The following is a 20,132-nucleotide window of genomic DNA, read 5'->3' as shown; positions in this document are numbered from 1 at the left end:
TAATTATTTCTTAAGAAGAATCTCCTGAGCAATCCCGACTCCAGTCCCGAGCTTGAGCGGATGCCCCATTCCTTTCAGAACCATCTCGATCGCCGCAACGGCCATAATCGCATCAAATGTATCCAAATAACCAATATTGGCGATCCGAAACACCTTGCCCTTCAACTGGTCCTGCCCCCCTGCCGCCGTGATGCCGTACTTCACGCGAAGATCCTTGTAGATCTGCTGGCCGTCGTACCCTTCCGGGGCGACAATGGCCGTGACGGCGGTACTTGGAGATTCCTTCGGAAAGAGAGACATCCCGATTCCCTTCATGGCCTCGCCGGTCGCCCGCGCCAGGAGTTGATGGCGCGCAAAGACATTTTCAAGGCCCTCTTCCTTAAACATCTGGAGGGAACGTTCCAAACCAACAATAAGAGAAACAGGCGCGGTAAAAGCCGTCGTATTCTTCACGATCGACTCTCTCTCCTTTTTAAAATTGAAATAAAACTTCGCGTTGGTACATTTTTCTGCCTGACACCACCCCTTTTCCGACACAGAAACAAAGGCCAATCCCGGCGGAAGTGCCAAGGCCTTTTGCGAACCGGTCACCACAACGTCCAGTCCCCATGCATCGGTTTGTATATCAAAAACACCCATGGCGGAGACCGCATCAACCACCATCAAACACTCATCAAATTCCCGCACCACTGCCGCAATCTCTTTGATGGGGTGCGCAACCCCGGTTGAGGTCTCCGATCCCTGCGTAAAGACCCCTTTGATAGAAGGGTCCCGCTGAAGGGCCTCCCTAATCTGTTCAGGCTTGACCGCATAGCCCCATTCAACCTTGATTTCTTCAGTTTTGACCCCATAGCCTGCGCAGATTTTCAGCCAACGCTCACCAAACTTTCCGCCATTGACGACCAAGGCCTTGTCCCCCGGAGAGAGAAAGTTTGAAACGGCTCCCTCCATCCCTCCGGTTCCTGTCGATGCCAGAATAAAGACGTCATTTTCTGTCTGAAACAACCACTTGAGATCATTCTTGACCCGCTCCAGAAGCTTTGAAAATTCCGGAGACCGATGGTGAAGAATCGGCTGCGCCATCGCCAATAGGACCTCTGACGAAACATTGGTCGGACCAGGGGCCAACAGGTATCTTTTCATCTTATTTCGACTCCTTAAATATGCGGGTTGGACCTTACGGTAAGACTCTAAATAACCACCTGAAAATAGATTGCTGAAATTAACATAGGGTTATTGACCTTGTCAAGAAAGTCGTTTGCTTCGGAGACCTGCTGATTACGGAACTCGGGAAGCTTATTTTCTTTTGACATTCATGAAATAAAACGGTAGGATTCGTCCCCATAATCGTCGCCGATCAAACCCTGTCAGGGGATAAGAGCAATGCGGCATGCAGCAGATCTTCTCTCATAATCAGTAGGAGGTAGAAAAAACATGACAAAACGTGAACTCATTGAAGCACTCGCAAAGGCGCATTCAAAAGAGGGTCTCAGTAAGAAAGCCCTGGAAGGCATTGTGGTGAATACCTTCAAAACAATCGGTAAATCCATCAAGAAAACCGGTCGGTTCAGTTTTCCAGATTTTGGAACTTTTACCGTTCGGAAGCGTGCCGCAAGAAAAGGGAGAAACCCTCAGACAGGGGAAACGATTAGAATCAAAGCAGCCAAGTCGGTTAAATTCAAGGCCTCTCCCGGCTTAAAAAAGGGCCTGTAACTTCAAGGTTCAATTCCAGAGTCGTCCCAGACTTATCTATTGATGCCGGCCCCAGCAGGGGGGCCGGCATCAATACCAGTGTCAAGCCGGTTTCGTGCAGAAGTTCTGGCGGGAAAAAAAGATTAGTCACTCACCTGCTTCAAGCCTTCTTCGTCCAGAACAATTATTTTCTTCCCATTTAAGCGAATCAACTTTTCTTTCTTCATTTTTGTCAAAATGCGCACGGTTGTTTCTTGTGTCACGCCAACCATCTCCGCCAGTTCATGTCGTTTTAAGCCCAGATTGATGGCCAAGCCATCAGATTGCCTCACCCCGTGATGATGGCTCAAATCGATCAGGATACAGGCCAGACGTTTTTTCGCACTCTCGAAAAGGAGTCGATGGGTTCGTTCTCGCCCGAGCTCAACTTCCTTCGTCAAGACTGAGATCAGGGTCAGTGAAAGATGCGTGTTGGATTGTAACAATTCAAGAAAATCTTCCGGGTGAAACAGGCTGACCTCAGACCTCTCAAGCGCTTCTGCGGAAGTCATATGCCGCCCTTTGCAAAAAACCGCACTCTTTTCTATTAAATCTCCAGGCAATATAATCTCCAGAATGTGCTGGTCCCCGTTTCGGGAAGATTGCATCAGCTTGACACTTCCAGAGCAGAGAAGGTAGACCCCTTCACAAGTATTCCCTTCATAGAATACAGACTGGCGCCTCTCGTATAAATGGCTCTTCTTGATCTTCATGAAGAGATCGATCTCGTCCGTATTCAAGTTACTGCAGAAGGGAGAACAGGCCCTCGCCTCACACCTCCAGCAGTCGGGAACAGGAAAAGCTCCTTGTCTTTCCATCACACACCCCAAAATATAATCGGATCAAAACCACCTTACGGCATACCACATTCCCCGCCTTCTCCCTTCATCTTTTCGATGGCATGAGGGAGCGCCGGGAGAAGAATCTCGAAATTTTCCCTGACGGCACGGGGGCTACCGGGAAGGTTTACAATAAGGGTCTTGTTTCGAATCCCGGCAATACCTCGGGAAAGAATTGACTTTGGATTTTTTCGGTAGCCCTCAATCCGCATGATTTCTCCCATGCCGGGGATCAGGTGCTCGATGACATCTGCCGTCGCTTCCGGGGTCACATCCCGCGGAGAAACACCCGTACCGCCTGTCGTCAGGACAAGATCGACCTTCCACTTGTCACAAAAAGAGATCAATTGAAGGCGAATCTCTTCCGCTTCATCCGGGACGATCTCGTAAACACGGACCTTGCCTGGTAGCACCTCGATCAGTTGATGAAGAAGTCGACCACTGCCATCCTCTCTTTCTCCCATGGCCCCTTTATCACTTACAGTAAGAATCCCAACGGAAAACATCGTTACCTCTTGTTGCAGTGTACTCATTTCCAGAGACGGGGTTGAACCTCTGGTCGTTCAAGATTAAAATGCGCATAGGCCGCGTCCGTTGCCATACGTCCCCGGGGAGTTCTGTCGAGAAATCCGCTCTGAATAAGATACGGTTCATATAGATCCTCCAGGGTCTCTTTTCCCTCGCCAACGGCGGTCGCCAGGGTCTCGATACCCACCGGGCCTCCCCCGAATTTCTGGATGATGAGAAGGAGCAGTTTTCGGTCCATCCCGTCAAAACCTGCCGAATCAATCTCCATCTGGGTGAGGGCCTGAGCAGCCACCGTTCGGTCGATATGGCCATCTGCCTTCACCTCTGCATAATCGCGCACACGCCGTAAAACCCGGTTGGCAATCCGGGGCGTCCCGCGTGTCCGAGTTGCAATTTCGAGTGCCGCCTCTTCATCAATCGAGACATTCAAAATACTCGCGGAACGCAGAATGATCCGGCGAAGCTCCTCGGGCTGATAAAACTCAAGCCGGCTGATCACACCAAACCGGTCCCGTAAGGGAGAGGTCAGGAGACCCGCCCGTGTCGTCGCGCCGATCAGGGTAAAATTCGGAAGGTTTAATTTCAGGGTCCGCGCCGTGGGACCCTGGCCGACAATAATATCGAGCTGAAAATCTTCCATGGCCGGATAGAGGATCTCTTCTACCGTCGGGTGCAGACGGTGGATCTCATCAATGAAAAAGATATCCCCTTCAGAGAGATTACTCAGGATCGCGGCCAGATCACCGGGATGTTCCACCGCCGGGCCAGAGGTCGATTTAATATTCACCCCCATTTCCCTGGCAATGATATTGGCCAGGGTTGTCTTTCCCAGTCCCGGAGGTCCATAGAAGATCACATGGTCCAGGACATCCCCCCGATTCTTTGCCGCCTGGATGTAGACCTTCAAGTTTTCCTTGATCTTCTCCTGGCCGACGTAATCTTCCATAGAGGTCGGCCTAAGACTGGAGTCGACTCGTTGCTCTTCATCAGTGGATTGGCTTGTCACGATGCGGTCATCCATTTAAAATAATCCGTTTTTTATTGTAACGATATCAGCATACCACTGTTTGGCTTCGCAAGACCCACTCCTTCAGGGCAAGGCACGAGGAACGCAGAACCGAAGCGTATGTGTATACGCGAGGATTCAAGTGCCGCAGCAACGCCGCCATGGAGGAATGGAGGGGCGTGCTGAATCGTTACAACTATTTTATTTTTGCCAATCCCTTCAGGGCAAGCTTAATCAATCCTTCTACTGAATCGATGTCACCATTGTTCTGCGCTTCTTCCCTCTGGACAATGTTCTCAATCACCCGTCTGGCTTCGGTCCGATGATAACCGAGGTTCATCAGGGCCGAAAGCGCATCTTCACTCACTTTATTCCCCGGGGTTGTCGTCTCAAGAACAATCCCGGAATGATCTGAATACAGGCTGCTGACCTTCTCTTTTAATTCAAGGGCAAGGCGTCCAGCCATCTTTGGACCCACCCCCGGAATCGCCCTTAATCTTTGAACATTCCCGTTTCGGATCGCATCGATCAACTCACCCGTTTCCATCCCGGACAGGATATTCAAACCCAATTTAGGGCCGATACCTGAAACCGAAATCAAGAGCAAAAAAAACTCCTTTTCAAGAAGAGAAAGAAAACCATACAACTGAAGCACATCTTCCCGTACATAGGTATAGATCTGAAGCGCGACAACCTCCTTCACTTCTGGAAGACGATAGTAGGTCGTTAAGGGAACATGGACCTGATAACCCAGTCCCTGCACTTCAATGATAAGAGCGGTGGGCGTCTTCTGCGTAATGTGTCCATTGATCGAGGCGATCATCTCTGACCCAATGTTTTACCGATGGCCGCCCTTTCAGACTGCGCCACTCTGGACTGGAACTTTGCCGTATGGGCATGACAAATCGCAATCGCCACGGCGTCGGCCTCGTGTTCTGATTTGATTTGTTTCGGGGTTTGAAGAAGGTGGCTCACCATCCGTTGCACCTGCTCCTTCGTGGCCCGGCCATAACCAACAACGGCCATCTTCACCGCAGTCGGGGCATATTCAAAGATGGGGAGGGCATGAGACTCCGCTGCCAGAAGGGCAACACCTTTCGCCTGCCCCAACTTAAGGGCCGACTTAAAATTCTTTGCGTAAAAAGTATCTTCGAGGGCAACCGCCGTGGGTAGGAAAGACGAGATAACCTGAAGGAGTCCATCGAAAATGCACTTCAGACGTGCAGGAAAAGGAGAACGAGGAGCCGTCTTGATCTCACCCGATTGAATCAAGGTGAATCGACCCTCATTGCTCTCATCAAGCACCGCATAACCTGTTACGCCGATACCTGGATCGATCCCCAGAATACGGTGATGGGTCGTCGGCAATGAGGGGGAAGAAACCCTCTCTTTTTGTCCCTCATCTTCACCCATGATGCTGCATTTACTTACTCGCTCACCTTTTCCATGACCTCATCCGGAATATCAAAATTGGCATAGACGTTTTGGACATCGTCCTGGTCTTCCAGCATCCCCATCAAGTGCAGCATGCGTTCCGCCTGTTTTCCTTCAAGGCGCGTGGAATTTTTTGGCAGAAAAGTGACTTCAGAAAACGTCGTGGAAAGATTCGCATCGGAAAGGGCCTGTTTCACATTTTCAAAGTCGTCCGGAAGCGTAATGACCTCGTAGTGGTCCGGGTCATCCGAACAAAGATCTTCCGCGCCGGCATCCAGGGTAATCGACATCAGTTTCTCTTCATCGACAGAGGTCTTTTCAAGAACAAGACAGCCCTTTTTTTCAAACATCCAGGCAACGCTCCCGCTTTCCCCCAGATTCCCTCCATGCTTGGAAAGGAGATGCCGGATCTCGGAGGCCGTCCGGTTCTTATTGTCGGTTGTAATATCCATCATAATCGCGACACCGCCCGGACCATACCCTTCATAGACAAACTCTTCATACTGGACGCCCGGCAGTTCTCCCGTCCCCTTCAGGATTGCCTTTTTCATGTTATCGGAAGGCATATTGGCTTCTTTGGCCTTACTGATCGCCGTTCTAAGACGCGGATTTCCCTGGGGATCTCCTCCGCCCATCTTCGCGGCGATGGTGATCTCACGAATGATCTTCGTAAAGATCTTCCCCCGCTTCGCGTCGGTGACTGCCTTTTGATGCTTTGTCGTCGCCCACTTTGAATGTCCGGACATATCGATCTCCGCAACCAGATTAATGAAGAAATCTTCCTAAAATAAGACCTCTTTTTCTAACATAATCCCGCTTGGAGTGTCAATTTGGATTGAAGCCACAAGATCCCCTATTGGGCTCGTGGTAAGGAAAAGAGTTGACAAGGGTTCGGTAAATCCTTTAGAAATTAGTGTTCGGAAATCGAGATCTTTTAAAGAGGAAAAACCCATGACAACACAAACCCACAAAATTATTTATACGAAGGTTGATGAAGCCCCTGCACTGGCCACTTACTCTTTTCTCCCGATTGTCAAGGGCTTCACAGAGGCCGCCGGCGTTGCCGTTGAAACCAGGGATATCTCCCTTGCAGGCCGGATTATCGCGAACTTCCCTGAAAATCTTACGGACAGCCAACGGCAGGCGGATGATCTGGCTGAACTGGGTACACTCGCAAAGACACCCGAGGCCAACATTATCAAACTCCCCAATGTCAGTGCGTCCGTTCCGCAGTTGAAGGCGGCCATTGAAGAGTTACAGGGAAAAGGCTATAAACTCCCCGACTATCCTGACGCTCCTGAAAACGATGCGGAGAAAGAAATCAAGGGACGATACGACAAGGTGAAAGGGAGCGCCGTCAATCCTGTTTTGAGAGAGGGCAATTCAGACCGAAGGGCGCCCGTTTCGGTCAAACAATATGCAAAAGACAACCCCCATTCCATGGGTGCGTGGTCTGTCAACTCAAAGACACATGTCGCCCATATGAAAGGCGGCGATTTTTTCACCAGCGAAAAGTCTACTGTCATTACCGGGGCCTCCGTTGGGGACGCACGGATCGAGTTTCTTGACTCAAATGGCAAGACCACCGTACTCAAAGAAAAAACAGCCCTTATCGAGGGAGAGGTCATTGACGCCTCGCTTCTGAGCCGCAGCGCCTTGCGCGAATTTCTTGAGACGGAAATGGAAGATGCAAAGAACAGCGGCGTGCTGTGGTCCATCCATCTCAAGGCCACAATGATGAAGGTTTCAGATCCCATTATTTTCGGCCATGCCGTTTCAGTTTACTTCAAAGATCTCTTTGAGAAACACGGATCGGTTCTCGAAAAATTAGGTTTCAACCCCAACAATGGGATGGGTGATCTTTACGCGAAGATCGAGGGCCTGCCGGAAGATCAACGGAAAGCAATTGAGGCCGATATCCAGATTTGCTATAAAAACCGTCCGGAACTGGCCATGGTCAACTCAGACAAAGGCATCACGAACCTCCATGTTCCGAGTGATGTAATTATCGATGCTTCAATGCCCGCCGCGATTCGCACTTCGGGTCAAATGTGGGGCACGGATGGCCAGCTTCACGATATGAAGGCCGTGATCCCGGATGGCAGCTACGCGGGGATTTATCAGGAAGTCATCGCCTTTTGTAAAGAACATGGCGCCTTCAATCCCGCGACCATGGGCAGTGTTCCCAATGTGGGGCTGATGGCGCAAAAGGCAGAGGAATACGGCTCTCACGACAAGACATTCACGGCCCCCGGAACGGGGACCATCCGCGTTGTGGACACGTCCGGACAAACCCTGCTCGAACATGCTGTGGAAGAAGGAGATATCTGGCGCATGTGCCAGGCAAAGGACTTGCCGATACAGGATTGGGTCAAGCTGGCCGTCACCCGGGCAAGGGCAAGTAATACACCCGCTGTTTTCTGGCTGGACAAAAACAGGGCGCACGACGCCCGGCTCATCGAAAAGGTGAACCGCTATTTGAAGGATCACGACACAGAGGGTCTGGAAATCCATACCATGCCTCCGGTCGAAGCTATCCGCTTTTCACTAAAAAGAATCAAAGAGGGGAAAGACACCATTTCGGTCACCGGAAATGTCCTGCGTGATTATCTCACCGATCTCTTTCCGATTCTGGAAGTGGGAACCAGCGCGAAAATGCTGTCCATTGTACCCCTCATGAATGGCGGCGGACTTTTTGAAACCGGCGCCGGAGGTTCTGCTCCGAAACATGTCCAGCAGATGGTGAAAGAAGGACATCTCCGGTGGGATTCCCTTGGCGAATTTCTGGCCCTTTCCGCATCATTGGAACATCTGGGCAAATCAAGCAACAATCCCAAGGCAAAAACCTTGGGAGAAACACTGGATCAGGCCACCGGAAAGTTTCTGGGCAGCAACAGTTCACCCTCCCGCAAGGTGGGTGAACTCGACAATCGGGGAAGCCATTTCTACCTCGCTTTGTACTGGGCACAGGCCTTGGCCGCGCAGACAGAAGATAAAGATCTTCAGGAATATTTTGCTCCCATCGCCTTACAGCTTGGGGAGAACGAAGTGAAGATTACTGAGGAACTGAAAGCCGCTCAGGGACAGGCGGTTGAGCTCGGAGGTTATTATCGTCCGGACCAGGAAAAGATGGAAAAAGCAATGCGTCCGAGCAACACCCTCAATGCGATCGTGAATGCGATCGTGTAAAAAACCGCTTCAAAGAAACACAATCTGAATATGCTTCAAAAAACCCCCAAGGGCTGAGATGGAACCTTGGGTTTTTTTACTGCTTTTTAATCGACTCAAATAATATTTTTGCTACCTTCTTATTTATTTTTGGAGCCTTTTCCAGATCCTCGAGGCTCGCCGCCTCGATATTTGAAAGACTTCCAAAGTGTTTCAACAGCGCCGTCCGTCGGAGTTTCCCGATCCCTTCGACTTCCTGAAGCCGGGAACGGAGCATCTTCTTGCCACGGATCTTACGATGATAGGTCACTGCAAAGCGGTGGGCCTCGTCCCGCACCTGCATCAACAGATGGGTGGCGGGTGAGCCGGGGGGGAGTTCTATCGGACTACTTCGGCCCGGAAGATAAACCCGTTCCCCTCGGTCTCCCTTTTCCTTGGCCAGGCCGATCAAATCGAATGATCCCAGGTGAAACTTGTCAAGAACCGATCCGACCGCTGAGATCTGACCTTTTCCGCCATCAATCAAGATCAGGTCAGGAGGCGTCTCTGGCTTTTCTTTCAGATGAGTCATGCGCCGGGACAGAACCTCGGCCATCATCGCAAAATCATCTGCCCCTTCAACGGTTTTGATCCGAAAGTGCCGATAATCCGAGCGCTTGGCCTTGCCCTTTTCAAAAACCACCATCGACCCAACAGCGCTCGTTCCCATAATATTAGAGATATCGTAGCCCTCGATTCGATAAGGCGACCTTTTCAAGTGGAGCAGCTCCTGAAGCATCTCCATCTTCGCCATGCCGCCGGCCCGAAGCTTCAAGTGGCCGTCCAGAGAAGATTCGGCATTTTCCTGAGCCAGACGCAACAGAGCCAGACCCTTTCCCCTCGAAGGGGAGAGAAGTTGGACGACGCCTCCTCGCCGCCCGGAAAGCCACTTTTCCAACAGGACTCTTTCCGTCAAAGGAAGCGGGAGCAGGATCTTTTTTGGAATTACCCCTTCCTTGGTGTAGAATTGCTGAAGAAATCCGGTACAGAGTTCTTCATCCGGGGTCTCGGCCATATGCTCAAGGAAGAAGTCTTTTCTGCCGACCAGCTTTCCGCCTCGGATGAAGAGAACCTGGAGGTCAAGTGCCTCCCCTTTTCTGAAAAACCCGATCACATCACGGTCTTCCATCCGCACCGATGTAATGCGCTGGCGTTCAAGAGCGCCTTCAATCTTCATGATCTGGTCCCGAATCTTCGCCGCTGCCTCAAAGTCGAGATTCTCCGCCCGTTGCTGCATTCTCTCCCGCAAGGTCTTCAAGAGTATCTTATCCCGCCCTTCCAGGAACTGCCGGACCTGGTCGATCATCCGACCGTAATCTGCCTTTGACTGATTGCCGGTGCATGGGGCAAGACAGCGCTTAATTTCAAATTCAATACAGGCGCGGTCCGCCCTTCCATCGATCACGATACTACAGTTCGGAAGAGGGAAGATCCGCCTCAAGAGGCGGAGCATCTCATGGAGGCCCCCCGCGGGGACATAGGGCCCGAAATAAAGTGCCCCGTCTTTCTTGACCTTGCGAACAATCTCAAGCCGGGGAAAATCATCCCCGATCGGAAGACGAAGAAGGGGGTAGTTCTTGTCATCTCGCAGGATAACATTGTATCTCGGTCGATGTTTCTTGATCAGGTTGTTCTCGAGGATCAGGGCCTCTAGTTCAGAGGCGGTTACCATTGTTTCAATATCCGCAACTTGGCCCACCATCGACCTAATCCTGGGGCTTTGATCTTTGCCGGAATGGAAGTAGCTCCGGACCCGGCTCGACAAGACCTTCGCCTTCCCGACATACAGAATCTCGCCCTTCTTCCCTCTCATGAGATAAACGCCCGGACTCTTGGGAAGGGCCTCTATTTTTTGTTGTATGTCCATGGCCACATATTATCAAACACGCATAGAAAGCCCCAACAAAAAAAGCCCCCCGGAATTCCGGGAGGCTTTTTAATAAAACACACTTAATCCGTTCTTAGAACCGATAGTTTACAGAGATGATCCCTTTAAGCTGATCATCCGTCGGACTGGTGCCCCCGCCAGGGGTTCCCAAGGTCTTCCATGCGTCCCCTGAGGCAAGATATCCAAGGTTGACGGCTATAGAAAGATTGTCATCAAGTTTATGATCGTGATTCAGGTCGATTTCGACCCCTAGATCACTATCCGCGCCGACAGCAGGGTCTTCCGTTGTCTGAGCCCAAATGACCGCCAGCTCAGTATGGCAGATATCTGAGGCAAGAACAGCAGAAAGTTTTACAGCCGTGATGCCGAGACCGCCGATACAACCGCGACCACCAGATCCCATTCGACCGGATAGAGGTCCTGCCATGACACTTGCACACTGTCCATCCCGGTCGCTGTTGATATCGTCATTGACCAAGATGTTCCCCAGGACGAAATTTCCGGAGACCCCGTTGACATTAATTTTAGTGTCGGTTGGACTCTCATCGCCCGAGGTCAGAAGGAAGCTCAGGTCGATATTTGCCGGTCCGATGGGCATTCCGGCACCAACGAGAAGATTCAAACCTTCCAGATCGATGTCTGCAGGGCCGACGCCCTCAATGGTTCCCTCAAGAAAATCAATTTCAAATCGACCGGCTATCGGACCGATCGACCCATCGGCCGTAAGGCCAATAGTTAAAAGTGTCGCATCACCGGGCAACCCAGGTACGATGGGAAACCCGACCGGGGGAAGTGGCAACCCCGCCCCAATTGCCGGGGCAAGGAGGGAATTGTTCCGGTCATTCATATAAGTGACAAAGAGCCCCAAGACATGCGCATCACCGTGGTTCATGCCGAGATTGAGAATATAAAGATTGGTATCACCACCGGTACTTCCCTGGTTAAAGACATTCCCCGTTTGAGTATCAACCAGCTTCGCGTCTATTAAGGTTACACTCGCCGGACCCATCATAAAATTCCCGGCAATGACATCGATTGTATCGTCTAAAATCAGACCATGCCCCAGCGTAAACTGCTTACGCCCGAGAACCACCTTGAGAGGATTAAGCGCAAACTTCAGATAGGCCTCGCGGACACCGACAATATTATAGCTGCCTCCAAAACTGGACGTCCCAAATCGGAAATTTCCTGTTCCGCAGAAGGAAGAAGCACCTGAAACGGGAATAGTTCCACCTGTCGTAGAGGGCCCGGGACAGAGCGTGTTACCCGGATCATTAAAGCTGTTCGTGAAATCGACAATGACGACGGCAGAGGTCATCCCCGCCGTAATCGTCGTCTTCAGACGGAAGCGGCCGTCGGAAAAGGCTGTTTGATCATCTAAAACATCATTAGCATCACTCAGATTGTCACTATAGACACCGCGAACTCGGAAATCTCCTTCAATATCAAAATCTGCAGCATAAACCGAAGCCGAATAGAGTAGTGCCGCCACGGCCAAGGCAACTCCTAATGATCTTTTCATCAATCCCTCCTCAATGTGTTGGATTAGTAACAGATGTCAATCTGGTATTAATCGATATCGTCTAAAGTTTGCGATAAGACTGAATGGTCGAAGAATTCCACGAAAAAAAAAGATTAAAATGACCTTATTATAGTTTATTGTCTAGGGAAAAGACCATCCCTTGATCCAGTAACTGGAAAATCGAGGCTCATTATAAGGAGGATGCAGTCAGGTTACCTGATCCTGGTTGACCGTTTCGGTCAAGAGTGTAACCTCATTGTTGCTTACATCGAGAAATCCCGGGCCGATGGAAAGCTCCCTTTTGTTCCCTTCCGGAGAGGTAATCACCAGGGAACCGGGTACGAGGGTCGTAATGAGCGGGGCATGATTTACCAGGACACCCATACGCCCAAGACCGCCGGGAACCACGATAGACCGGACCGGGCCTTTAAAAAATATCTGCTCCGGCGTCGTCACGGTCAACTGGAAGGTCTTTTGGTTCATGCGTTCAACTTCTCCGCCTTCTCCTGCGCTTCTTCAATCGTCCCAACCATGTAGAAGGCCTGCTCCGGAAGTTCATCCATCTCACCGGCAACAATCTTCTGGAAACCCTTGATGGAGTCCTCTAATTTCACATATTTACCGGGAGTGCCCGTAAAGACCTCGGCGACGAAGAAAGGCTGCGAGAGGAACCGCTGGATCTTTCTGGCACGCTGAACGGTCAGACGGTCTTCTTCAGAGAGTTCGTCCATCCCCAGAATGGCAATAATGTCCTGCAGTTCCTTATATTTCTGAAGGATACGCTGAACATCCTGGGCTATTTGATAATGTTCATCCCCGATCACCTGCGGGTCCAGCAGACGGGAGGTCGAATCCAGGGGATCGACGGCGGGATAAATTCCGAGCTCTGCAATCTGCCTGGAAAGAACGGTCGTGGCATCGAGATGTGTAAAGGTTGTTGCCGGTGCCGGATCGGTGATGTCGTCAGCCGGGACATAGATGGCCTGGACGGAGGTAATCGATCCCGTAGTCGTCGAGGTAATTCTCTCCTGGAGTTCTCCCATCTCTGTGGCCAGGGTCGGCTGGTACCCGACGGCCGAAGGCATTCTTCCCAGAAGTGCCGACACCTCAGAACCCGCCTGAACAAAGCGAAAAACGTTGTCCACAAAAAGCAGTACGTCCTGTCCTTTTTCGTCCCGGAAATATTCGGCCATGGTCAGGGCGGAAAGACCAATTCGTAAACGGGCTCCGGGAGGTTCATTCATCTGGCCGAAGGCGAGGACCGTTTTATTCAACACACCGGACTCCGTCATCTCAGCGTAAAGATCGTTCCCTTCACGGGTCCGTTCGCCCACTCCAGCGAAGACGGAATAACCGCCATGCTCTGCCCCGATATTTCGAATGAGTTCCATGATGATGACAGTCTTCCCAACCCCGGCCCCTCCAAAAAGGCCAACCTTCCCCCCTTTTGCGTAGGGTGCAAGGAGATCGACCACTTTTATTCCGGTTTCCAGGATTGATGTGACAGGAACCTGATCTTCAAAGGAAGGACTGGATCGATGGATCGGCCATTTCTTCTCCGGATTCGCGACAGGGCCCAAGCCATCGATGGTCTCTCCGGTCACGTTGAACATCCGGCCAAGGGTCTGCTCACCCACCGGGACCGAGATTGGCTCGCCAAGGTCAACGGCCTCCATCCCGCGGACAAGACCATCCGTAGAACGCATGGCGATACAGCGCACCACATCGTCCCCGAGATGTTGTGCCGTCTCTACAATGATCTCGGTATTTGTTAAGGTGTTTTTGATCTGGACGGCATTCAAAATTTGGGGGAGCTGGTCTGATGGGAATTGGATATCAACCGTAGGTCCGATCACCTGTAAAATCTTGCCTGTTGCCATAAATATACTCCTTTCACAAGGTACAATTATCAGGATACAGGTAGGACTTTCATCTTTATCCTGCCACCTACACCCTGATAACTGTACCCTCTAGCGGTTACGTAGAATTTAAGCCTTCATTGCCTCACCGGCCGTGACAATCTCTAATATCTCATTCGTAATAGCCGCCTGCCGTGCCTTGTTTCCCATCAGGCTCAAATGGTCGATCATCTCATTGGCACTGTCCGTTGCATTTTTCATCGCGACCATCCGCGAGGAGTTCTCTGCGGTAAAAGACTCCAAAAGGGTGGAATACATCCTCGACTTGATCTGCCGCGACAGAAACTGGTCTATAATTGTAGAAAAATCGGGCTCCAGAATAAAATCAGGGGCCTGGTCCGGATCTTCAACCCCTTTTTCCTGCTGAACATTGAGAAACTTCTTTAAGACCGGTTTTGTTGATATCGCAGAGATGAAGCTGGTGTAAAGGACCTGCACTTCATCAAGGGTGCCGGAAAGATAAGCCTCCACCACCCGGTCGGTAATCCCAGAAATCCTCTGATAGTCCGGGGTGCCGCCTAGATCGAGAACACTGAAGAGGATGGGCCACTCCCTTTTTTGAAAATAATCATGGCCCTTTTTTCCAATAAGTATCAGCTTCACTTCCTGGGATCTCGGCTCTTTCAGGAAGGACTCGGCACGGGAAATGATGCTCGAATTGTAGGCACCGCAAAGACCGCGGTCAGAGGTCACCACCAGCAGACCGATGGTCTTGACATCACGCAACTCGAAGAAGGGATGCTTCACCTCTCCTGCAGAGGCCATCAGGTGCGACAGGATCAACTCCATCTTTTCATAATAGGGCTTGGCGCGGCGAAAGGTCTGTTCAGATTTCTTCAGGCGTGAGGCAGCAACCATCTGCATGGTCTTGGTAATCTGCTGGGTTTTTTTTGCGGAGCGGATACGCCCCTTGAGTTCGCGGAGGGTGACGCCCATTCTTTAAGCAGTCCCCACGGGACGCCATCCCTTCTTGAAGGCGGTGATGGCTTCATCCATTTTTTTGTTCAATGTCTCGTTTAAGGCCTTTTTTTCCACGATTTCCCGTACAAGCTCCGGATGTTGTTCGGCCATCATCTTCAAATAAGCCTCTTCAAAGGCCTGGACATCCTCGGTATTCAGATCGTCAAGGTGACCCATCGTTCCGGCATAGATCGTCATGACCTGTTCCGCAAGGGAGTAGGGTTTATACTGCCCCTGCTTGAGCAGCTCGACCATCTTTTCCCCCCGCTTTAACTGCGCCAGAGTCGCCTTGTCCAGATCAGACCCAAACTGGGCGAATGCGGCCAGTTCTCGGTATTGCGCAAGGTCGAGCCGCAAGCGACCGGATACCTTCTTCATCGCCTTGGTCTGGGCGTTTCCGCCAACACGGGAAACAGAAAGACCCACATTAATTGCAGGACGAACCCCCGAGTAGAAAAGATCGGGTTCAAGATAGATTTGTCCATCTGTAATGGAAATCACGTTTGTGGGGATATAGGCGGAGACATCACCGGCCTGTGTCTCAATAATCGGAAGGGCGGTCAATGATCCGCCGCCGAGATCTTTATTCAGTTTTGCCGCACGTTCCAGGAGGCGGGAATGGAGAAAAAAGACATCTCCCGGATAGGCCTCTCTTCCCGGAGGACGCCGAAGGAGAAGCGACAACTGACGATAGGCCTGTGCATGTTTAGAGAGATCATCATAGACCACCAGGGCGTGTTTTCCGTTATACATAAATTCTTCGCCGATTGTACAACCGGCATAAGGCGCAATATATTGCAAAGAGGCGGGCTCATTGGCCGTCGCGGAAACAACGGTGGTATATTCCATCGCACCATACTTTTCCAGGGTCTCAACCACCGAGGCCACGTTGGACGATTTCCCTCCCACGGCGACATAAACACAATAAACCCCGCTGCCCTTCTGATTGATAATTGTATCCACGGCAATCGCCGTTTTTCCGGTCTGCCGGTCACCAATAATAAGTTCCCGCTGTCCTCGACCGATCGGGATCATGGCGTCAATCGCCTTGAGACCGGTTTGAATCGGCTCTTTAACCGACTCACGGGCGACCACGTTCGGAGCCCCGCCCTCAAGAATACGAGAACGATCTGTGACGATAGGACCTTTCCCGTCAATCGGACGTCCGAGCGCATTGACAACACGACCGACCATTGCTTCACCCACGGGGATCTGCGCAATTTTTCCGGTTCGCTTGGCGAGATCCCCTTCCTTGATTTTGCTGGTCTCTCCAAAAAGGATCACGCCGACGTCGTCTTTTTCAAGGTTCAAAATCATCCCGACCACATCATTCGGAAAGGAAACCAGTTCTCCGGCCATGGCATTCTTCAATCCGGAGAGCCGGGCAATACCATCACCGACACTTAAGACTTCACCGGACTCTTCGATAGTAATGTCCGCTTGATAGCCTTCGATATACTTCTGGAGTACGCTTGCGATTTCACCTTGATCTATTTTCAATTGTCTTCCCCTTATTTTCCCTTCTCAGCCAGAATCTTGCTCGAAATCTCCTCACGCAAACGGCTAAGCTGACGGCGCAGACTCCCATCGATGATCCGTTCTCCCATCTGAATCACGATACCGCCGAGGATTGAGGGATCAACCGACTTCTTCAAAAAGACCGCTTCGCCCGTGAGTTCCGTGAGAGTACTTTCAAGTTTCTTTTCTAATTCTTCAGACAGAGGAACTGCCGTGATGACCCTTGCAGTCGTCCGGCCCCGGGATTCGGATGCAAGCTCAAAAAGCGCGTTGAAGATCTCAGGCAGAAGCCCCCCCCTGGACTGATCAATCGCCAGCCGGATGTGATGCCGGGAAATCTGGGAGGTTTCACCGCCCAGGATTTCTTCAATGGCCTTCTCTTTCCCTTCCGGGGTGATCTTGGGGTCTTTCAGGAACTCAAGCAGCGCCGGGTTTTTATCAAAGACGGTCTTGAATTGCGTCAGTTCTTCCTCGACCTTCTCAAGAACCCCTTCACAGCAGGCAATCGCCAGAATGGCCTCTGCGTAGGAACGCGCAATCTCTCTGGTCTGTTTGTCAGACTTTTCCATAAGCCTCTTTGACCTGGTCGAGGGCCCCTTCGATCAACTTATTGTGGTCCTGCGCACTTAAATTGTTCTGAACCATCTTGCTTGCAACCTGTATCGAGAGTTCTGCAACCTGGGCCTGGAGTTCGATCAGGGCCTTTTGCTTCTCCCTTTCGATTTCTTCCTGGGCCTTCTTGACCAAATCCTTTGACTCTTCAGAGGCCTTGGACAGGATCTCTTTCCGCAGGATTTCTCCGGCAGCCCGGCCCTCTTCTATCATCTTTTGCACCTCGCCCCGTCCCTCCTCCAACTGCTTCTTATACTCGAAAAGAAGAGACTCTGCCTCCGCGCGGCCCCTCTCGGAATCGTCAATCGCATTTTTGATCGACTTCTCCCGGCCTTCCATAAGATCCAGAATGGGCTTGTAGGCAAACTGCTTCAGCAACGCAAGAAGCAGGAGAAAAGAGACAACGGTCCATATCATTAAACCTGGATCGGGTTCAAACATGGCATTCCCCTTATTTTGTCATGACCAACAAGAGCGCGACCACCAGGGTATACAGGGCCAGGGCCTCGATAAACGCGATTGAAATCAACATGGTGGTACGAAGTTCCCCTGCAACCTCCGGCTGCCGCGACATGGCCTCCATCGTCTTTCCAACAAGCCACCCAATCGACAGGGAACCTCCAAAAGCGGCCAGCGCTATCCCCATTACCGCGCCTACGTAAGTCATACCCTCCATACTCTCATCCTCCTTAGTTAAGTCAACACCAATTTGTTATCAACAATGCGCCCACTGCGCCGTTTAGGATCTGTCCTTATTAATGTTCCATATGGATGGCCGCCGAAAAATAGGTTGCCGTCAGGATGGAAAAAATAAAAGACTGAATCAATGCAACAAAGATCTCAAAAGCACTCATAATAACCACACCCACGATGGGCAAGGGCGTCACAGGAATGCTTTTGAGCAAAATAATCAGGGATAAAAAAACCAGTATAACAATGTGTCCCGCCAACATATTGGCAAACAGCCGGATGGCCAGAGAAAGAGGCTTGGCCAGTTGGCCGATAAATTCAATCGGGAGCATGAGCGGCAGGATCCATGAGGGGACGCCCGGAGGAATAAATCCCTTGAGATATCCGACAAGGCCATGCTTCTTCACCCCCACGCCCTGGACCGTCACGAAGACCATCAGGGCCAGACCCGCCGTAACATTGATATTTGCAACGGGGGTGAAGGAACCGGGAATCAAGCCCAGAAGACTTGAGGTGAGAATGAAAAGGAAGAGTGTCGCGATAAAAGGGAAGATGAATCGCCCTTCTTCGCCGATCACCTTCAACACAATCTCTTTCATCAGGAAGTCCAGGACCGATTCAACAAGGTTCTGTTTCCCCTTGGGATAACGTTTTTGCGTCTTTGCGGTCCAGACAAACAGGGCAAAAACCACTGCGGCAGCGATCCAGATCCAGATAACTGCCTGGTTTATCGAAAAGTCGATCCCCGCTATGTGGATATCGTAGATCGAGTGAAGTTCGAAGTGATGGAGCGGATCGATTCCTTGGGCCTCTTCTGCCATCAGTTTCCTTTCAGGGGCTGTGTACGCCGATGCCGAATATCACTACAGAAATCCATGGCCGCGTTTAGAAAAAGAAAGAACGAAAATACGATAACCAACGTAAGAACCAGCCAGGGAAGATCTACTGAAGTAAAGCGGTCCAGAATATATAAGAGGGATGCAATCACTGTGAGTCTGAACAGAAAACCACTTAGAGCAGAACGGAGCTCTGTAGAAATAGACCTCTGAGATCCTTTAAATGCGGTGATTTTCAGGGAATAGTAATAAAGGCCGCCCAAGGCCCCTCCAATGAGAATAGATGCAATCACTCTTTTTCTTTCTCCTTTTTTCGAGTCTTTTCACTGGCAATGAGCCGAACGATGCTCAGGAAACCAGAGGCAGTACCAAAGAGAAACCCAAGCAAAAAAAACCAGGGACTGGTGCCGAGCCATTCATCCAGGCTATGCCCCCCCCAGGCACCTATCAAGACTGAAACCACCATCTCGATGCCAAGATTCGCGTACCGGCGGAGGAAATTCCAGTCACTCCCCTGATTTTTGTCAGGCTTCAAGTGCCACCCTGCTGGAAACCGGTAGAGACTAATAACAAACGATCACTTCTATCACATCCAATGAATCTTTGTCAAACAATACTGAGGGTTTTTTATAGAACATTCCTGAGCTACCACCCTTTTAATACCTGCCGAAGCTTCTCAACATCCTGCTCATCACACCAGACATAGGCGGAGTATCTCGACTCAAAACCCATCCCGTCAACGGAATAGAGGTTGATCCCTTCCTGTGCGATCCGATCAAGCGTATCTGCAAGGGCACCCGCCCTGTCTTCTCCGCACAGGTGGAAGCAGCTTCCTTCTTTCAAAGACCATCCGGAACCCCGGACCGCCTTCTTGAAGGCATGCGGATCACGAGGAATCGCAATGATCTCTGCATTGCCCCGACCGGTTCCGAAACACCAGACCCCGGCCAGATTGATTTCAGCCTCGGCCATTCGTTTTGAAAATCGCGCCAACTGTCCAGGCCGGTCTTCCGTCCCAATTACAAAATAAGTCGCCCTTGAGATATCCATCCCCCCCACCTCATCCTTTTTCAGATTTTTAATAATGCACAATCTACTTGATTTGAGGCCTACCGCAAAAACCTCCGTCAAAATAACGAAATCGTTCATAAAATGCAATATCTAGAAATTCATTTTGCATTCTGACATGCTTATTTGGTCAGGAGAATAAATTGCATTTCAGACGTGATTCGACTATCATGCTCTCCATGAAAATCAAGCTTTACCACCCCCTCAGAGAGATCTCCATGAAGGGTCCAAGGGAAGCCGCTTATATCTTAAAAAAATTGAATCTCCCCAGGGAGGCCTACCTTGTCATTTGGGGGGAAGAACTGGTCGCGGAGGACGCGATCCTTCCGGATGAGGCAGAAATTGAGATTCGTCCGGTGATTTCAGGGGGTTGA

General features: G+C 50.8%; 23 protein-coding genes. 3 read left to right on the top strand and 20 right to left on the bottom strand.

Annotation, left to right across the window (positions count from 1 at the left end):
- Positions 1–3 precede the first annotated feature (3 nt).
- Entirely contained in the window at positions 4–1,143 is a 1,140-nt protein-coding gene (locus EYQ01_03085) for an alanine--glyoxylate aminotransferase family protein (protein ID HIE64801.1), read from the bottom strand.
- 291 nt (positions 1,144–1,434) lie between these two features.
- On the opposite strand from EYQ01_03085, the gene EYQ01_03080 reads away from it, so the two are divergent.
- Complete coding sequence (locus EYQ01_03080) at positions 1,435–1,713, top strand: HU family DNA-binding protein (GenBank protein ID HIE64800.1); 279 nt, start codon at positions 1,435–1,437, stop codon at positions 1,711–1,713.
- Between the two features lie 122 nt (positions 1,714–1,835).
- On the opposite strand, the gene EYQ01_03075 is transcribed toward EYQ01_03080, so the two are convergent.
- The 6 genes from EYQ01_03075 to EYQ01_03050 form a co-directional block, all read right to left on the bottom strand.
- Complete coding sequence (locus EYQ01_03075) at positions 1,836–2,549, bottom strand: Crp/Fnr family transcriptional regulator (GenBank protein HIE64799.1); 714 nt, start codon at positions 2,547–2,549, stop codon at positions 1,836–1,838.
- Positions 2,550–2,584: 35 nt separating this feature from the next.
- The gene (locus tag EYQ01_03070; protein ID HIE64798.1) at positions 2,585–3,076 is read right to left on the bottom strand and encodes a MogA/MoaB family molybdenum cofactor biosynthesis protein; all 492 of its coding nucleotides are present in this window, start codon (positions 3,074–3,076) and stop codon (positions 2,585–2,587) included.
- 23 nt (positions 3,077–3,099) lie between these two features.
- A complete protein-coding gene (gene ruvB, locus EYQ01_03065) occupies positions 3,100–4,119 on the bottom strand; it encodes a Holliday junction branch migration DNA helicase RuvB (GenBank protein ID HIE64797.1) in 1,020 nt (339 codons plus the stop codon).
- Between the two features lie 181 nt (positions 4,120–4,300).
- A complete protein-coding gene (ruvA, locus tag EYQ01_03060) occupies positions 4,301–4,927 on the bottom strand; it encodes a Holliday junction branch migration protein RuvA (GenBank protein ID HIE64796.1) in 627 nt (208 codons plus the stop codon).
- The gene (gene ruvC / locus EYQ01_03055) at positions 4,924–5,517 is read right to left on the bottom strand and encodes a crossover junction endodeoxyribonuclease RuvC (protein HIE64795.1); all 594 of its coding nucleotides are present in this window, start codon (positions 5,515–5,517) and stop codon (positions 4,924–4,926) included. Before ruvC ends, ruvA begins: the two co-directional genes overlap by 4 nt.
- Before the next feature lie 14 nt (positions 5,518–5,531).
- On the bottom strand, positions 5,532–6,284 hold the full coding sequence (locus tag EYQ01_03050; protein ID HIE64794.1) for a YebC/PmpR family DNA-binding transcriptional regulator: 753 nt from the start codon (positions 6,282–6,284) through the stop codon (positions 5,532–5,534).
- A gap of 205 nt (positions 6,285–6,489) precedes the next feature.
- Here EYQ01_03050 and EYQ01_03045 point away from each other — a divergent pair, with 205 nt between their 5' ends.
- Complete coding sequence (locus tag EYQ01_03045; protein HIE64793.1) at positions 6,490–8,727, top strand: NADP-dependent isocitrate dehydrogenase; 2,238 nt, start codon at positions 6,490–6,492, stop codon at positions 8,725–8,727.
- 76 nt (positions 8,728–8,803) lie between these two features.
- Here EYQ01_03045 and uvrC read toward each other — a convergent pair whose 3' ends face one another.
- From uvrC to EYQ01_02980, 13 genes are all read right to left on the bottom strand, one after another.
- Complete coding sequence (gene uvrC, locus EYQ01_03040; protein ID HIE64792.1) at positions 8,804–10,612, bottom strand: excinuclease ABC subunit UvrC; 1,809 nt, start codon at positions 10,610–10,612, stop codon at positions 8,804–8,806.
- A 94-nt stretch (positions 10,613–10,706) separates the two neighbouring features.
- Positions 10,707–12,155 (bottom strand): hypothetical protein, encoded by a 1,449-nt coding sequence (locus tag EYQ01_03035; GenBank protein HIE64791.1) that lies wholly within the window; start codon positions 12,153–12,155, stop codon positions 10,707–10,709.
- 207 nt (positions 12,156–12,362) lie between these two features.
- Positions 12,363–12,638, bottom strand: coding sequence for an ATP synthase F1 subunit epsilon (gene atpC / locus EYQ01_03030; GenBank protein ID HIE64790.1), 276 nt, complete (start codon positions 12,636–12,638; stop codon positions 12,363–12,365).
- Positions 12,635–14,035 (bottom strand): F0F1 ATP synthase subunit beta, encoded by a 1,401-nt coding sequence (atpD, locus tag EYQ01_03025; GenBank protein HIE64789.1) that lies wholly within the window; start codon positions 14,033–14,035, stop codon positions 12,635–12,637. The genes atpC and atpD overlap by 4 nt, the downstream gene beginning before the upstream one ends.
- Positions 14,036–14,143: 108 nt before the next feature.
- Positions 14,144–15,010, bottom strand: a complete 867-nt coding sequence (gene atpG / locus EYQ01_03020; GenBank protein ID HIE64788.1) for an ATP synthase F1 subunit gamma — start codon at positions 15,008–15,010, stop codon at positions 14,144–14,146.
- Between the two features lie 3 nt (positions 15,011–15,013).
- Positions 15,014–16,534, bottom strand: a complete 1,521-nt coding sequence (locus EYQ01_03015) for a F0F1 ATP synthase subunit alpha (protein ID HIE64787.1) — start codon at positions 16,532–16,534, stop codon at positions 15,014–15,016.
- A gap of 11 nt (positions 16,535–16,545) precedes the next feature.
- The gene (gene atpH / locus EYQ01_03010) at positions 16,546–17,121 is read right to left on the bottom strand and encodes an ATP synthase F1 subunit delta (protein HIE64786.1); all 576 of its coding nucleotides are present in this window, start codon (positions 17,119–17,121) and stop codon (positions 16,546–16,548) included.
- Positions 17,108–17,605 (bottom strand): F0F1 ATP synthase subunit B, encoded by a 498-nt coding sequence (gene atpF / locus EYQ01_03005; protein HIE64785.1) that lies wholly within the window; start codon positions 17,603–17,605, stop codon positions 17,108–17,110. The genes atpH and atpF overlap by 14 nt, the downstream gene beginning before the upstream one ends.
- A gap of 10 nt (positions 17,606–17,615) precedes the next feature.
- Positions 17,616–17,840, bottom strand: a complete 225-nt coding sequence (gene atpE, locus EYQ01_03000) for an ATP synthase F0 subunit C (GenBank protein HIE64784.1) — start codon at positions 17,838–17,840, stop codon at positions 17,616–17,618.
- A 79-nt stretch (positions 17,841–17,919) separates the two neighbouring features.
- Positions 17,920–18,675, bottom strand: coding sequence for a F0F1 ATP synthase subunit A (gene atpB / locus EYQ01_02995; protein ID HIE64783.1), 756 nt, complete (start codon positions 18,673–18,675; stop codon positions 17,920–17,922).
- On the bottom strand, positions 18,675–18,983 hold the full coding sequence (locus tag EYQ01_02990; GenBank protein HIE64782.1) for a hypothetical protein: 309 nt from the start codon (positions 18,981–18,983) through the stop codon (positions 18,675–18,677). The genes atpB and EYQ01_02990 overlap by 1 nt, the downstream gene beginning before the upstream one ends.
- Entirely contained in the window at positions 18,980–19,225 is a 246-nt protein-coding gene (locus tag EYQ01_02985; GenBank protein HIE64781.1) for an AtpZ/AtpI family protein, read from the bottom strand. Before EYQ01_02985 ends, EYQ01_02990 begins: the two co-directional genes overlap by 4 nt.
- Before the next feature lie 110 nt (positions 19,226–19,335).
- Positions 19,336–19,839 (bottom strand): hypothetical protein, encoded by a 504-nt coding sequence (locus EYQ01_02980; GenBank protein ID HIE64780.1) that lies wholly within the window; start codon positions 19,837–19,839, stop codon positions 19,336–19,338.
- A 98-nt stretch (positions 19,840–19,937) separates the two neighbouring features.
- On the opposite strand from EYQ01_02980, the gene EYQ01_02975 reads away from it, so the two are divergent.
- Positions 19,938–20,132: a thiamine biosynthesis protein ThiS gene (locus EYQ01_02975; protein ID HIE64779.1), complete on the top strand. Its 195-nt coding sequence runs from the start codon at positions 19,938–19,940 to the stop codon at positions 20,130–20,132.

This window comes from Candidatus Manganitrophaceae bacterium, assembly GCA_012960925.1.
Lineage (GTDB): Bacteria > Nitrospirota > Nitrospiria > SBBL01 > JAADHI01 > DUAG01.
The sequence above is the reverse complement of the archived record's forward strand: the minus strand, read 5'-3'. Positions and strand labels throughout refer to the sequence as shown.

What these genes read in the sequence shown, in the direction of transcription:
- EYQ01_03085 (HIE64801.1), bottom strand. Translation starts at nt 1,143, where the DNA reads ATGAAAAGATACCTGTTGGCCCCTGGTCCGACCAATGTTTCGTCAGAG.
- EYQ01_03080 (HIE64800.1), top strand. Translation starts at nt 1,435, where the DNA reads ATGACAAAACGTGAACTCATTGAAGCACTCGCAAAGGCGCATTCAAAA.
- EYQ01_03075 (HIE64799.1), bottom strand. Translation starts at nt 2,549, where the DNA reads ATGGAAAGACAAGGAGCTTTTCCTGTTCCCGACTGCTGGAGGTGTGAG.
- EYQ01_03070 (HIE64798.1), bottom strand. Translation starts at nt 3,076, where the DNA reads ATGTTTTCCGTTGGGATTCTTACTGTAAGTGATAAAGGGGCCATGGGA.
- ruvB (HIE64797.1), bottom strand. Translation starts at nt 4,119, where the DNA reads ATGGATGACCGCATCGTGACAAGCCAATCCACTGATGAAGAGCAACGA.
- ruvA (HIE64796.1), bottom strand. Translation starts at nt 4,927, where the DNA reads ATGATCGCCTCGATCAATGGACACATTACGCAGAAGACGCCCACCGCT.
- ruvC (HIE64795.1), bottom strand. Translation starts at nt 5,517, where the DNA reads ATGGGTGAAGATGAGGGACAAAAAGAGAGGGTTTCTTCCCCCTCATTG.
- EYQ01_03050 (HIE64794.1), bottom strand. Translation starts at nt 6,284, where the DNA reads ATGTCCGGACATTCAAAGTGGGCGACGACAAAGCATCAAAAGGCAGTC.
- EYQ01_03045 (HIE64793.1), top strand. Translation starts at nt 6,490, where the DNA reads ATGACAACACAAACCCACAAAATTATTTATACGAAGGTTGATGAAGCC.
- uvrC (HIE64792.1), bottom strand. Translation starts at nt 10,612, where the DNA reads ATGGACATACAACAAAAAATAGAGGCCCTTCCCAAGAGTCCGGGCGTT.
- EYQ01_03035 (HIE64791.1), bottom strand. Translation starts at nt 12,155, where the DNA reads ATGAAAAGATCATTAGGAGTTGCCTTGGCCGTGGCGGCACTACTCTAT.
- atpC (HIE64790.1), bottom strand. Translation starts at nt 12,638, where the DNA reads ATGAACCAAAAGACCTTCCAGTTGACCGTGACGACGCCGGAGCAGATA.
- atpD (HIE64789.1), bottom strand. Translation starts at nt 14,035, where the DNA reads ATGGCAACAGGCAAGATTTTACAGGTGATCGGACCTACGGTTGATATC.
- atpG (HIE64788.1), bottom strand. Translation starts at nt 15,010, where the DNA reads ATGGGCGTCACCCTCCGCGAACTCAAGGGGCGTATCCGCTCCGCAAAA.
- atpH (HIE64786.1), bottom strand. Translation starts at nt 17,121, where the DNA reads ATGGAAAAGTCTGACAAACAGACCAGAGAGATTGCGCGTTCCTACGCA.
- atpF (HIE64785.1), bottom strand. Translation starts at nt 17,605, where the DNA reads ATGTTTGAACCCGATCCAGGTTTAATGATATGGACCGTTGTCTCTTTT.
- atpE (HIE64784.1), bottom strand. Translation starts at nt 17,840, where the DNA reads ATGGAGGGTATGACTTACGTAGGCGCGGTAATGGGGATAGCGCTGGCC.
- atpB (HIE64783.1), bottom strand. Translation starts at nt 18,675, where the DNA reads ATGGCAGAAGAGGCCCAAGGAATCGATCCGCTCCATCACTTCGAACTT.
- EYQ01_02980 (HIE64780.1), bottom strand. Translation starts at nt 19,839, where the DNA reads ATGAACGATTTCGTTATTTTGACGGAGGTTTTTGCGGTAGGCCTCAAA.
- EYQ01_02975 (HIE64779.1), top strand. Translation starts at nt 19,938, where the DNA reads ATGAAAATCAAGCTTTACCACCCCCTCAGAGAGATCTCCATGAAGGGT.